This window comes from Klebsiella sp. JN_Kp127 (assembly GCF_040062505.1).
GTDB lineage: Bacteria > Pseudomonadota > Gammaproteobacteria > Enterobacterales > Enterobacteriaceae > Klebsiella > Klebsiella quasipneumoniae.
Genome location: NZ_JBEAHS010000051.1, coordinates 101,795 through 113,832, shown reverse-complemented (window position 1 = coordinate 113,832; position 12,038 = coordinate 101,795). Strand labels below are relative to the sequence as shown.

The window sequence follows — 12,038 nt, the reverse complement described above, 5'->3', positions numbered from 1 at the left end:
GCAAGAATCGCCGTCGCGCAGCCACTTTCCGTCTGTGAATTTTTTATATTCATGTGGGTTATTCGTGATAACTCTCACATAATTTCACATAGCAACGCTTTATTCTATCATTAAATCACATTAATTAACGAATATTCACAAGGAGACCGTCATGACTGCACACACTAACGTCTGCGTGATTGGACTGGGTTCGATGGGCATGGGCGCCGCCCGCGCCTGCCTGCAGGCGGGCCTGAACACCTGGGGGGTGGACATCAACCCCGACAACTGCCGCGCGCTGCTGGAGGCGGGCGCCAAAGGCGCAGGCCCCAGCGCGGTGCCTTTCGCCGCTGAACTGGATGCGGTCGTGCTGCTGGTGGTCAATGCCGCCCAGGTTCGGGGGATCCTGTTCGGCGAGAGCGGCCTCGCCGGCCATCTGAAGCCGGGTACCGCGGTGATGGTGTCATCAACCATCGCCTCCGCCGATGCCCAGGCGATTGCCGCGGCGCTGGCGGAATATCAGCTATTGATGCTCGACGCGCCGGTATCGGGCGGCGCGGTGAAAGCGGCCGCCGGCGACATGACGGTGATGGCCTCCGGGAGCGATGCCGTCTTCGCCCGCCTCGCGCCAGTGCTGGACGCGGTGGCCGGCAAAGTCTATCGCATCGGGAGCGACATTGGCCTCGGTTCGACGGTAAAAATCATCCATCAGCTGCTGGCCGGGGTGCATATCGCCGTCGCCGCCGAAGCGATGGCCCTCGCCGCCCGCGCCGGCATCCCGCTGGAGACGATGTACGACGTGGTGACCCACGCGGCGGGTAATTCGTGGATGTTTGAGAATCGTATGCAGCACGTCCTGGATGGCGATTACTCGCCAAAATCCGCCGTCGATATTTTTGTCAAAGATCTCGGCCTGGTGAATGACACCGCCCGGGCGCTGACCTTCCCGCTGCCGCTCGCCACCACCGCGCTGAATATGTTCACCTCCGCCAGCAACGCCGGATTCGGCCGGGAAGATGACAGCGCGGTGATCAAGATCTTCAACGGCATTACCCTGCCGGGCCATAAACAGTGAGGAGAGACAAGATGCAGCTTGGTGTCATTGCCGATGACTTTACCGGCGCCACGGATATCGCCAGTTTCCTCGTGCGCAACGGCATGGCGACGGTGCAGCTAAACGGCGTACCGCCCCACGAACTGCCGCTGACCAGCGAAGCGGTGGTGATCAGCCTGAAAACGCGCTCCTGCCCGGTGGAAACCGCCGTCAGCCAGTCGCTGGCGGCCCTGCGCTGGCTGCAGGCCCGGGGCTGTCAGCAATTTTATTTTAAGTATTGTTCCACGTTCGACAGCACCGCGCAGGGCAACATTGGCCCGGTACTGGATGCTCTACTGGCAGAGCTGGGCGAGACCCGGACGGTGATTTCCCCGGCGCTGCCGGTAAACGGCCGCACGGTCTATCAGGGGTATCTGTTTGTCGGCCAGCAGTTACTCAATGAGTCCGGGATGCGCCACCATCCGGTGACGCCGATGGAGGATGCCCACCTGGGCCGCTTAATCGAGCGCCAGGGCGGCGGAAAAGCGGCGCTGATCGCCTGGCCGATTATCGATCAGGGGCCGGAGGCGGTCGCTGCCGCGCTGGCGGCAATCAGCGACCCGGCGGTGCGCTATGTGGTGCTCGACGCCCTCAGTGAACAGCATTTGCTGACCCAGGGGGCGGCGCTGCGGGAAATGAAGCTGGTCTCCGGCGGCTCTGGTCTCGCCATCGGCCTCGCCCGCGACTGGGCGCAGCGCCACGGAACCCAGGGTGAAGGATCCCAGGCGGGCATGCCGCTGCCCGGCCCGGCGGTAGTGCTCTCGGGCTCCTGTTCGCTGATGACCAACAGCCAGGTGGCGGCCTATCGTGAACAGGCTCCCGCCCGCGCCGTCGACTTAAGCGCCTGCTTTACCGATCTGGAGGGCTATGCCGGGACGCTGGCGGCCTGGGTGGACGCAAACCGCGATTCGCCGCTGGCGCCGATGGTCTATGCCACGACTGAGCCGCAAACGCTGCAGCGGATCCAGGCGCAGTATGGCGACAAGGCCAGCAGCGAACGGATCGAACAGCTGTTCGCCGCCCTCGCCGCCGCGCTGAAGGAGAAAGGATTCACCCGGTTTATTGTGGCCGGAGGGGAAACGTCGAGCATCGTGGCGCAGACGCTGGGGGTCGAGGCGTTCCATATCGGGCCGACGATCTCCCCTGGGGTTCCCTGGGTGCGTGACACCCGCCAGCCGCTCTCCCTGGCGCTGAAGTCAGGTAATTTCGGCGATATCCAGTTCTTTGCCCGTGCCCAGCAGGAGTTTTGTCATGACTGAGCAACAGCTGCGAGATGAGATGGTGCAGATTGGCGCCTCGTTGTTTAACCGCGGTTATGCCACCGGCTCCGCCGGCAATCTGTCGCTCCTGCTGCCGGACGGCAACCTGCTGGCGACGCCGACCGGCTCCTGCCTGGGCGAGCTGCAGGCCCAGCGGTTGTCGGTGGTCACCCTGCAAGGCGAATGGATCGCCGGCGACAAACCGTCGAAAGAGATCGCTTTTCACCGGGCGGTCTATTTGCATAACCCGGCCTGCAAGGCGATCGTCCACTTGCATAGCCACTATCTGACCGCGCTCTCCTGCCTGCAGGGGCTCGATCCGCACAATTGTATTCGCCCCTTTACTCCCTACGTGGTGATGCGGGTCGGCGACGTCCCGGTGGTTCCCTACTACCGACCGGGCGACGACCGCATTGCCGAGGCGCTGGCCGGCCTGGCGCCGCGCTATAACGCCTTTTTACTGGCCAACCATGGTCCGGTGGTCACTGGCTCATCGCTGCGCGAAGCCACCAATAATACCGAAGAGCTGGAAGAGACCGCGCGGCTGATGTTTACCCTCGGCAATCGCGAGATCCGTTACCTGACCGCTGACGAAGTGGATGAACTGAGATAAAACCATGCCAAAATTCGCTGCAAATTTATCCATGCTGTTTACCGAACTGCCGTTCCTGGACCGCTTTGCCGCCGCCGCCCGCGCCGGTTTCGAAGCCGTGGAGTTTCTGTTCCCCTATGAGTATGCCGCCGGGGAAATTAAACAGCGCCTGCAGGAAAACCAGCTGCAGCTGGTGCTGTTCAATACCCCGCCCGGCGACGTTAACGCCGGGGAATGGGGACTCGCCGCCCTACCGGGCAGGAGCGCCGAGGCCCGGCGTGATATCGAGCTGGCGCTGGAGTACGCCTGCCAACTGGATTGTCCGCAGGTGCATATTATGGCCGGCGTGGTGCAGCCGGGGATGGATCGCGCGGCCTGCGAGGCGGAGCTTTTCGATAACCTGCGCTACGCCGCCGAGCGCTTTGCCCGCCACGGCAAGCGGGCGCTTATTGAAGCCCTGAATCCGCAGACCAAACCGGGCTATTTCTACCACAGTCAATATCAGACGCTGGAGATTGCGCAGCGGGTCGACCGGCCAAACATCGCCGTGCAATTAGATCTGTTTCATGCGCAGAAAGTGGACGGCAATTTAAGCCATCTTATTACCGAGTATGCCGGTCAGTACCGCCATATTCAGATAGCCTCCCTGCCCGACCGCCATGAACCGGACGAGGGCGAGATTAATTATTCATGGATCTATGCGTTGCTGGATAACGTCGGCTATGACGGTTGGATCGGCTGCGAATATATCCCCAGGGCGGATACCCTTTCCGGACTGGAATGGTTCTCGCCCTACCGGAAAAAATAAAGCGCGGTTCTAAAAATATAACTCTCTGTACACCTGTTAATACCCGAGGCAAAACTATGTCGACATCGGCGCTGTTACTTATTGCGTTAGCCAGCGTAGTGCTGTTGCTCCTGCTGGTGATCAAAGCGAAAGCGCATCCTTTTGTGGCGCTCCTGATCGTCAGCCTGCTGGTGGCGTTCGCCACCGGCATTCCGGCGGATAAAATCATTACCACCATTGAAAAAGGCATGGGCGGCCTGCTCGGCCACATCGCCAGCATAATTATTTTGGGATCAATGCTGGGGGTGCTTATTGAAATATCCGGCGGCGCCGAATCGCTGGCGAAAACGCTGACCGGCGTGCTGGGTTCTAAACGGACTATTGCCGCCTTAACCATCGTGGCTTTTATTCTCGGCACGCCAGTCTTCTTTGAAGTCGGCTTTATTATCATCATTCCGTTAATTTACGGCTTCAGTAAAGTCGCCCATCTGTCGCCGCTGAAATTTGGCCTACCGATGGCCGGAGTGATGTTAACCGTCCATGTGGCATTGCCAACCCACCCTGGCGCGGCGGCGGCGGCAGGTATTCTGCATAGCGATGTCGGCTGGTTGATGCTGGCGGGAATTGGAGTGTCGATCGTCGTGGGTATCGTGGGCTATTTTGTCGCCCGGTCTATCAATCAGCGCCATTATCATCTGTCGATTAACGTGCTGGAACAGCAGCAAACGGCCGAGGTGCCCGACCTCTCCGTCAACGCCCAGCAGACCCGACTGGCGCCGCCGAATGCGCTGGTTATCAGCGGGCTGATCGTGGTGCCCATCGTGCTGATTGTTTCCGGAACGCTGTGTCAGGCCCTGCTGCTGCCGGATAACGCGATTCGCCAGCTGATGACCGTCATTGGCACCCCGCCCGTCGCCCTGCTGATCTCCCTGGGGCTGGCCAGCTGGACGCTGGGCATCCGGCGGGGGATGAACCTGAAAAAGTTGGGAGAAGTCACCGGCAGCGCGATCCCCTCCTCGGCGGACGTGATCCTCGTCGCCGGCGCCGGCGGCGCCTTTGGCGGGGTGCTGGTCGCCTCCGGCATCGGCAATGCCTTAGCCGAGGCGCTGGAGACGATTCATCTGCCGCTGATGCCCGCCGCTTTCCTGCTGTCGCTGGTGCTTCGGGCCTCGCAGGGCTCGGCCACCGTGGCGATCCTTACCACCTCCGGCCTGTTGTCACAGGCGGTCGTCGGGCTGGAGCCGCTGCAGCTGGTGCTGGTGACGCTGGCGACCTGTTTCGGCTCGCTCGGGTTATCGCACGTTAACGACGCCGGGTTCTGGGTGGTCACGCGCTATCTCGGGCTCTCGGTGCCGGACGGACTCAAAACCTGGACCGTACTGACCACCATCATGGGGGTGACGGGCTTCCTGATCACCTGGCTGCTGTGGTTTGTACTGTAATATTCACCCGGGTGGCTCCGGCCACCTTATCGTGTCCCCTTCGCGGGGACTAACTCATTATCGCTGCCCGGCAGCTGGCCTCCCGCTGACAGCGTCACCGGTATAAAATAGCGTACGTGATAGCGCTTCTCCTCTGCCTCTCCTCCTTCCGCATGACGGGTCATAAAGCATTCAATGTCATGCCCATCCCGACGGCTTACCCCCAGCGTTGGCAACTGTTCCAGATAGAGATCGCTGGACAAACGGGCATAGCGTGACCAGCTGCCGTAGAATTCAACCCCCACATACAGCCCCGACCGGGTGGTCAACGCGGACGAAGGCTTTCGCGCCTCGTGACAACCGACAAAGGCGTTAACCTCGACGTTAAGCTCATTTTGACTCGCTGCCGCGTAATCGGAGAGTATGGAAAGCGAACCGCCTCCAGCGGCGAAAAAGCGGTCAACCTTTTGTCTGATAGCCGTCTTGGCGGTACTTTGCAACACCATATCCGACAGGCGCAGCTCATACTTCATCGGGTAGCCATAATAGACCCGCTCCGGCAGGGAACAGATCCGAGCCAAAGGCAGGCTCTCATCATCCGTGGGGAATTTTTTTAACAGTTTTGCCGTGTCCCAGTGCGCCGCGCAGCGGTACTCCCGTGGCGAAAGTGAGAAACGTTTCTTAAATTCCCGGGAGAAGGTCTGCGGCGAATCGTAACTTAACTGCCAGGCTATGGCGGCGATCGGTTGCCGCGTTAAACGCAGACTGACCGCTGCGATGGTCAACCGCCGCAGGCGAATATACTGCCCGATGGGTAACCGGCCATATTGATAAAACACCTCGTATACAAACCGACGCGAATAGCCCATATACTGCGCCAGGTCATCGATCGCCGGGTTACAGTAGATATTATCCTCCAGCCACGCCAGCATTTTTAAATAGAGCATTTGCTTCATAAGCACCACATACTTCCTGTAATCTTGTCCTCCGCTAATTTTAGCAACAGATACTGGCAACCACTAAGCTTTTTATGCATCGCAAAAATAAAAAATTACCAAAGCGCTTAAAACGCCTTCAAATATATGCTTATCATTTTGTTTATTAGGAACTTTCGCATACCAACACACCGTTATCTCACTTTTCCTGGCAGATATTGCATTAATGAAAAACATCCCTTAGATTACCCCAGCCAAAAAAGGCCTGCGCATCACCATTATATTCTTTAATTTATTCTGACACTTTTTTTCATACCCCACAGGGAAGTTATATGACAATTTTTTGATCAATATAAAAAATCACTATTTGCGAGTCGCTATTGCGGAGCTGGTGGATGAAGCGATGAAGACCTACGGGGATCAGCGTATCAGTTTTCTCAACAATGGAACGCGGATGGGATGGCGCAAGCTAATGTGATCTTCACGGAAATGGTGGCGGGAGAATGGTACCTGTGTCATGACCTGTTTCAGCATGCCCCAGAGCAATACACGCTTTTTATTTTTCAGGACAATGAACAAGCTACCGCCGAAGAGGGTTTACCCAACTGTCTGCGTCAGGCGGTGTTTATGCCTCCCCACGCTCCCGTTCAGCGTCTTAAAGATGAGATAGTCAGCGCGATTCAGCGCCCCTGGCCTCCTCAGCATGACCCGTCCTTCACTCGACTGCGGCGTTGCATCAATTGCGCCTGCAAGTCGGTCAGCGATGCGCAAACCAAAGTCATTTACGCGTTCAGTATTGGTCTAAGTCCGCATGAAGTCGCGGCGGCGCTAAAAATTAGCCACAAAACCATTCATTCACATAAAAAGAATATTATGAGCAAGTTCAATTTGCACAGCCGCCAGCAATTTAACAACCTCGTAAAACTACTCGCCAGACGTTAATACAATCGTCATTATATTACCTCTGCAGATTATCTTCTGGAACGGAAGACGTAGCGTCTTTTGCGTCTTTCCTGAATATAAGAAAGACCACTCCATAAAGAAATGACGGGACAAAAAATCAGACACAAAATAATAAATAAGTCGCTCATATCAGACCTGAAAAAAGGAATTAAACTTACGTTGATAATATGGATTTGCTTTTAATCAGGCAAGACCAGCATCTCTTTTTGAGAGCGGGCAATATAATGGCAGGATAATTCCTGGTGGCGAATGTTAACCGATAATTTAAGGCGGTGGATCAATACCGCAGGCGGAATGAGCGGCCTGTTTGCCCTTTTTTGCATTGGGAATGAGAAAATGATAGCTAAACCTCAGATTCCCTGTAGAGTGAAGGTAATCACAAAGTGAAGCCCCCGTTCCGCGTAGCGGACATCACGGTTGGTTAAATGTCGTAAAAAAACAGCCTCCCTTCTCCGAGGGGCTGGCCATACCTCCCTCAATACGCGCTGTACGGACCATCACGCTCTGCCGCAGCGACCGGAATGATTATGCTAACCACCCTGATATACCGCAGCCAGGTTAATCCTGCCCGCCCGCCCACCGATCTCGACGCTTTAATTCATCGCGCCAGCGGAAAAAACATGCCTCTTGGCATCACCGGTATTCTGCTGTTTAACGGGCTGCAGTTCTTCCAGGTGCTGGAGGGAAGCGAGGAAGATCTTGAGTCGTTATTCCACGAGATACAGAGCGATCCGCGCCATCGCGACGTGGTGGAACTGATGCGCGACTATTCGGCCTACCGTCGTTTTCACGACACCGGGATGCGCCTGCTGGATCTTCGTCTTTTCGAAGCCGACAGCGCGCTGGAGGAGCTCCTGCGCTTTAGCTCGTTTGGGGTCACCGAGCCGGTCAACGACCGGATGTTCCGCCTGATTAGCGCCTTTATCGCCGACGGTGGGCGCTATTGTCTGCCCGAGCCGCTGCAGCCTTCTCGCTGGACGATGATGCCTGCCCCGGCCACTGCCACGGCGCGCCACCTGCCCGATCAACCTTGCCAGTTTGCCCTGCAGGCCATCGTCGAGCCGGCCAAGAAGCGGGTCTCTTCCTTTGAAGCGCTGATCCGCAGCCCCACCGGCGGATCTCCTGTGGAGATGTTTGCCGCCATCCCGGCGGAGGATCGCTACCGTTTCGACCTCGAGAGCAAAGCGTATGCCTTCTCTCTCGCCGGGCAGTTACCGCTTGGTAAACATCAGCTGGCCATTAACCTGCTGCCCGGTTCGCTGTATAACCACCCTGACGCCGTAGGCTGGCTGATGAACAGCCTGCTGGCGGCCGGCCTCCGGCCGGACCAGGTGCTGATAGAGGTTACCGAAACGGAGGTGATCACCTGCTTTGACCAGTTCCGCAAGGTGCTCAAAGCGCTGCGCGTCGCGGGCATGAAGCTGGCCATCGACGACTTTGGCGCGGGTTACTCCGGCCTGTCGTTACTGACCCGCTTTCAGCCCGATAAAATCAAAGTGGATGCGGAGCTGGTGCGAAATATTCATATCAGCGGCGCCAAGCAGGCGATTGTCGCCTCGGTGGTGCGCTGCTGCGAGGATTTGGGCATCACGGTGGTGGCGGAAGGCGTCGAAAGCCTGGAAGAGTGGTGCTGGCTGCAGTCGGTGGGCATTCGCCTGTTTCAGGGGTTCCTTTTCTCCCGACCGTGCCTGAACGGCATCGGGGAAATTTGCTGGCCGATAGCGCGTCAGGCAACGGATCTGTAAGGCCGCGGTAGTCGGCAGCGTCACTGCCAGTGGGGGAGCTTTTCGCCCAGCGCCGCCAGGGCGAAGCGCACCGCTTTCGCCACCACTGTCTCACAGTCACCGGTAAAGCGCAGCCGTTGAGTTTCGATCTGGCCGCGAAAGTTCCAGGCAAACCATACCGTGCCGGCGGGGGTACCATCCTCTCCCCCCTCCGGTCCCGCATAGCCGCTGATGGCAATGGCGATGTCGGCCCCGGCTATCGCCAGCATACCGCTGGACATCTCCTTCACGCACGCTTCGCTGACAGCGCTGTGTTCCGCCAGGGTTTCCGCGCGCACCTGCAGCACATTGCGCTTGGCTTCATCGCTGAAGGTAACCACGCCGGTATCATAAAAGGCCGCGGTATCAGCCTGAGCGCAGAGCGCTGCCGCCAGATTGCCGCCGGTGCAGGATTCCGCAGTGGTGAGCCGCCAGCCGCGCGCGATAAGCGCGCGGGCCACCTCGGCGGTCAGTTGATGAGTATGTTGTGCGTCTTTATCGATCTCGTCAGCCATTCTCACTCCTCGCCGAATTTGAAAAGTATCACCGCCTCACTGCCCTGTTAACAGGATAGCATAGTGATTTCTCTCGTCGCCTGGAGGCCGTTTACGCCACCCTGAGTGGATAAAATAAAGGCCCGCAGCGCGGGCCTTGAAAGGAACTCCCTCGGCACAGAAGCGGGATCACACTTTGTGTTCGATCACCCGCCCCTGGTTCTCAATGGCAATTTTGCGCGGTTTTTCGCTCTCGGGGATCTCCTGATGGATAGCAATTTTTAAGATCCCGCTCTCCAGCTGCGCCTGATTAATCTGGGCGTGTTCGGGAAGCGAAAAACTAAGCTGGAAATCAGCCCGGCGAATGCCTTTATAAATCCAGCCCTGGCTGTTTCCGGAATGATTTTCGGTTTGCGCGCGTTTACCGGTAATATGCAGATTACCGCCTACGGTCTCTATTTCCAGTTCATCATCTTTCCAGCCAGGCACGCTGACGCTGAGCAGGAAATTACTGTCATCCACTTTCTGTAAATCGTAGGCTGGTAAGGTCCCCACCGGCGTATCGCCCGTTAACTGGCTGAAAAGACGGTCGATACGGTTAAAGCGATCGGCAAAAAGGGAATCAGCAAATACCGGGAGTGCTGACAAGGTTTTGAGTGCCATAATTAACCTCCTGAATATCCATTCAAAAGCTCAACATAAAGGCAAGCATTGCTTGTCCGCTTTATAAAATAATAGCTAAAGCGCGTTTTTCAAGACCCGAAATAAAAAATTTCATCGTCAGCCACAGAAAGAAATAACCAGGTCAGGTGGGAAAGTGACCCCCGCCAGACGGCGGGGGCTGGGGTGCTTCTGAGTCCCATAACTGATGCTGTTTAACATTCAATAAACAGAAGCGTCATGTATATATTACTTGTTCAAGGGGATGTCAACGCCCGAATCGCGCCCCCTCACCCGTCGCCCTGCAATAGCGCCACGAGAAATGCGGTTCCCCTGACGATCGTTTCGCCAACAGCGGCGGCCTCGACATCACTTTGGCCTCGCTGGCGCCAGCCGGAAGACCCTGGCGAAAATTTACGCCGTCAGGGAAGGAACCTTTCACCTCCCTCCGTGCCTAATAACCTGCATACGCACTTTCTGAGGCATCACTATGACCGGCATTTTTATCTCTACCACCCTGTTCGCCCTCTTCGCGTCGATGTTGATCGGTCTGGGGATGGTATGGAAAGGCATCTCCAACAACCCGGATAACTAATCCCTTTTGGACGCCGTTGCCATTCACCTGATGCAGCGGCGTGATAGCGCCCTCTACCGGCATCCGGTCAGGACCACTTCTGCTTCCGCTCAGGCATTATTGACAAGAGTATGCCCTAACCGAACCGTTTTTGAATAAATGATTCATGCACTAAATACATCACTTGAATTAATACATTCCAATCCAGAATTAATGTTTGTTATATGTACAATTTAAGCAGTTTGTGCCAAATCACCGGCTACAACAGGGCAAAGCCCAAAATCAACACATTGATTTATATGCTTTTTAAAGTCTTTTCCAGATAAAGTCTCAAAAATGGGTTTATTGATTTTATTAGCTATTAGAAATATCCTAATCCCATATACTGTAAATACTCTCCCCCTTAAAAATATTAATATTTTGACAATCGGCATTACTATGACTAATATTTTCATTAATACTGAAAACATATTTCTTAATCGAGGTGTTTGTGAACTTCTTATCGAGGTCGCAAAGGAAGAAAACATCTGTACACCTTTTTCCATTTTGCAATACTCACCAGATACTCTCGGTCAGATAGATATGCTGTTTACGGAAATGACGACCGGTGAACATTATCTATGCCACCCGGTTTTCAAAAAAATCCCCGAACACACATCTATTTTTATTTTCGTTCCCACCGATAGTGCTATGCAAGTTGATCGGATACCGTATTGTCTACGTGATGCTACTTTTATTAGTATCAACACCGGATTGCACCGTATAAAAAATCAGATTGCGAAACATCTGATGGAGTCAACAGCGTCGATTGCTAGTAGCCAGGTAAAAGACAGCAGACGCTGTGTAAAATGCCCTCGATTAACATTGACCAAATCACAACTTTATATTATCGATGCGATCAGAACGGGAATGAATAATCAGCAGATAGCGCAAGAACTAGGTATCAGCCATAAAACGGTCTTTTCCCATAAAATCAATATCATGAAAAAATTCCAAATAGCCACCAAACAAGAGTTGACGAAATTCTCATCCGTTGCTCTTGCGCTTTCCTCAGGAAGGATCGGTTAACGTCGAGTTTTGTTAAATCGCATCTTCATTTTTCTTCGATCTTTAACATAGGAGAGACCAAAAAATAATGATGTCAATAATAATACTACCGCCAGGGATAATAATAGCCAGTTACTCATAAACAACCTTTTCAAAGTAAAAGATGATTTTTAAATAATAAGGGGTAAAAGTTTTCAAACACAACCAAACGCCAACCATTTCAGACAAAGGTAAAGCCACATACGATAATTCTGAAAAGCAATAAAAAGAGAAGAAGCCTTCTCTCTAGCCCCGGTTATTAGGGTAATAAAGATTACTCGTAAAGAGAAAAAGCCAGGTACCACACCGAACGGTTATTGCAGAGACGTCTGGCAATATGATGGCCTGAAATTATAGCCTCTCCCTGTGGAATGATTGTGGTTTTTGGTAAGGCGTCCCTTTTTTCTGCTGTTCTATACTTTTAGTCAGACA

At 54.9% G+C, this 12,038-nt stretch carries 13 protein-coding genes and 1 pseudogene; 9 read left to right on the top strand and 5 right to left on the bottom strand.

The window, feature by feature from the left end; genetic code table 11:
• The first annotated feature begins 151 nt into the window (after positions 1-151).
• Genes ltnD through ABLV04_RS19645 form a run of 5 tightly spaced genes read left to right on the top strand, consistent with a single transcriptional unit; the run spans position 152 to position 5,152 of the window.
• Positions 152-1,054: an L-threonate dehydrogenase gene (gene ltnD, locus ABLV04_RS19665; RefSeq protein WP_032452756.1), complete on the top strand. Its 903-nt coding sequence runs from the start codon at positions 152-154 to the stop codon at positions 1,052-1,054.
• 11 nt (positions 1,055-1,065) lie between these two features.
• Positions 1,066-2,331 carry a 3-oxo-tetronate kinase gene (otnK, locus tag ABLV04_RS19660; RefSeq protein ID WP_110237649.1) on the top strand — a complete coding sequence of 422 codons (1,266 nt, stop codon included), beginning with the start codon at positions 1,066-1,068 and terminating at the stop codon, positions 2,329-2,331.
• A complete protein-coding gene (locus ABLV04_RS19655; RefSeq protein ID WP_065806325.1) occupies positions 2,324-2,944 on the top strand; it encodes an aldolase in 621 nt (206 codons plus the stop codon). Before otnK ends, ABLV04_RS19655 begins: the two co-directional genes overlap by 8 nt.
• 4 nt (positions 2,945-2,948) lie before the next feature.
• Positions 2,949-3,731 carry an HPr family phosphocarrier protein gene (locus ABLV04_RS19650; RefSeq protein WP_032452753.1) on the top strand — a complete coding sequence of 261 codons (783 nt, stop codon included), beginning with the start codon at positions 2,949-2,951 and terminating at the stop codon, positions 3,729-3,731.
• A gap of 56 nt (positions 3,732-3,787) precedes the next feature.
• A complete protein-coding gene (locus tag ABLV04_RS19645; RefSeq protein ID WP_180265961.1) occupies positions 3,788-5,152 on the top strand; it encodes a GntP family transporter in 1,365 nt (454 codons plus the stop codon).
• A 26-nt stretch (positions 5,153-5,178) separates the two neighbouring features.
• Here the strand turns inward: ABLV04_RS19645 and ABLV04_RS19640 are convergent, their stop codons facing one another.
• On the bottom strand, positions 5,179-6,087 hold the full coding sequence (locus ABLV04_RS19640; RefSeq protein ID WP_044522848.1) for a helix-turn-helix domain-containing protein: 909 nt from the start codon (positions 6,085-6,087) through the stop codon (positions 5,179-5,181).
• Positions 6,088-6,409: 322 nt separating this feature from the next.
• Between ABLV04_RS19640 and kbvR the strand changes: the two are divergent.
• Positions 6,410-7,008 (top strand): annotated as a pseudogene (gene kbvR / locus ABLV04_RS19635) (LuxR family transcriptional regulator KbvR).
• Between the two features lie 29 nt (positions 7,009-7,037).
• On the opposite strand, the gene ABLV04_RS19630 reads toward kbvR, so the two are convergent.
• On the bottom strand, positions 7,038-7,157 hold the full coding sequence (locus ABLV04_RS19630) for a small membrane protein (RefSeq protein WP_137910593.1): 120 nt from the start codon (positions 7,155-7,157) through the stop codon (positions 7,038-7,040).
• Positions 7,158-7,556: 399 nt separating this feature from the next.
• On the opposite strand from ABLV04_RS19630, the gene ABLV04_RS19625 reads away from it, so the two are divergent.
• The gene (locus ABLV04_RS19625; RefSeq protein ID WP_180265962.1) at positions 7,557-8,774 is read left to right on the top strand and encodes a diguanylate phosphodiesterase; all 1,218 of its coding nucleotides are present in this window, start codon (positions 7,557-7,559) and stop codon (positions 8,772-8,774) included.
• 20 nt (positions 8,775-8,794) lie between these two features.
• On the opposite strand, the gene ABLV04_RS19620 is transcribed toward ABLV04_RS19625, so the two are convergent.
• The 3 genes from ABLV04_RS19620 to ABLV04_RS19610 all read right to left on the bottom strand — a co-directional run bounded on the left by ABLV04_RS19620 (position 8,795) and on the right by ABLV04_RS19610 (position 10,486).
• Complete coding sequence (locus tag ABLV04_RS19620) at positions 8,795-9,307, bottom strand: 2-oxo-tetronate isomerase (protein WP_023289595.1); 513 nt, start codon at positions 9,305-9,307, stop codon at positions 8,795-8,797.
• A 168-nt stretch (positions 9,308-9,475) separates the two neighbouring features.
• Complete coding sequence (locus ABLV04_RS19615) at positions 9,476-9,949, bottom strand: Hsp20 family protein (protein WP_023289594.1); 474 nt, start codon at positions 9,947-9,949, stop codon at positions 9,476-9,478.
• Between the two features lie 435 nt (positions 9,950-10,384).
• Positions 10,385-10,486, bottom strand: a complete 102-nt coding sequence (locus tag ABLV04_RS19610; RefSeq protein WP_224222711.1) for a hypothetical protein — start codon at positions 10,484-10,486, stop codon at positions 10,385-10,387.
• On the opposite strand from ABLV04_RS19610, the gene ABLV04_RS19605 reads away from it, so the two are divergent.
• Together ABLV04_RS19605 and ABLV04_RS19600 are read left to right on the top strand one after the other, a co-directional pair.
• Entirely contained in the window at positions 10,437-10,541 is a 105-nt protein-coding gene (locus tag ABLV04_RS19605; protein WP_022065603.1) for a YnaM/YnfT family protein, read from the top strand. The two genes, ABLV04_RS19610 and ABLV04_RS19605, sit on opposite strands and share 50 nt — an antisense overlap.
• 411 nt (positions 10,542-10,952) lie before the next feature.
• Positions 10,953-11,588: a LuxR C-terminal-related transcriptional regulator gene (locus tag ABLV04_RS19600; protein ID WP_072420480.1), complete on the top strand. Its 636-nt coding sequence runs from the start codon at positions 10,953-10,955 to the stop codon at positions 11,586-11,588.
• The last annotated feature ends 450 nt before the right edge of the window (positions 11,589-12,038 follow it).

Excerpts from the sequence above, each read along its gene's own strand:
- ltnD (WP_032452756.1), top strand. The coding sequence starts at position 152 with ATGACTGCACACACTAACGTCTGCGTGATTGGACTGGGTTCGATGGGC.
- otnK (WP_110237649.1), top strand. The coding sequence starts at position 1,066 with ATGCAGCTTGGTGTCATTGCCGATGACTTTACCGGCGCCACGGATATC.
- ABLV04_RS19655 (WP_065806325.1), top strand. The coding sequence starts at position 2,324 with ATGACTGAGCAACAGCTGCGAGATGAGATGGTGCAGATTGGCGCCTCG.
- ABLV04_RS19650 (WP_032452753.1), top strand. The coding sequence starts at position 2,949 with ATGCCAAAATTCGCTGCAAATTTATCCATGCTGTTTACCGAACTGCCG.
- ABLV04_RS19645 (WP_180265961.1), top strand. The coding sequence starts at position 3,788 with ATGTCGACATCGGCGCTGTTACTTATTGCGTTAGCCAGCGTAGTGCTG.
- ABLV04_RS19640 (WP_044522848.1), bottom strand. The coding sequence starts at position 6,087 with ATGAAGCAAATGCTCTATTTAAAAATGCTGGCGTGGCTGGAGGATAAT.
- ABLV04_RS19630 (WP_137910593.1), bottom strand. The coding sequence starts at position 7,157 with ATGAGCGACTTATTTATTATTTTGTGTCTGATTTTTTGTCCCGTCATT.
- ABLV04_RS19625 (WP_180265962.1), top strand. The coding sequence starts at position 7,557 with ATGCTAACCACCCTGATATACCGCAGCCAGGTTAATCCTGCCCGCCCG.
- ABLV04_RS19620 (WP_023289595.1), bottom strand. The coding sequence starts at position 9,307 with ATGGCTGACGAGATCGATAAAGACGCACAACATACTCATCAACTGACC.
- ABLV04_RS19615 (WP_023289594.1), bottom strand. The coding sequence starts at position 9,949 with ATGGCACTCAAAACCTTGTCAGCACTCCCGGTATTTGCTGATTCCCTT.
- ABLV04_RS19605 (WP_022065603.1), top strand. The coding sequence starts at position 10,437 with ATGACCGGCATTTTTATCTCTACCACCCTGTTCGCCCTCTTCGCGTCG.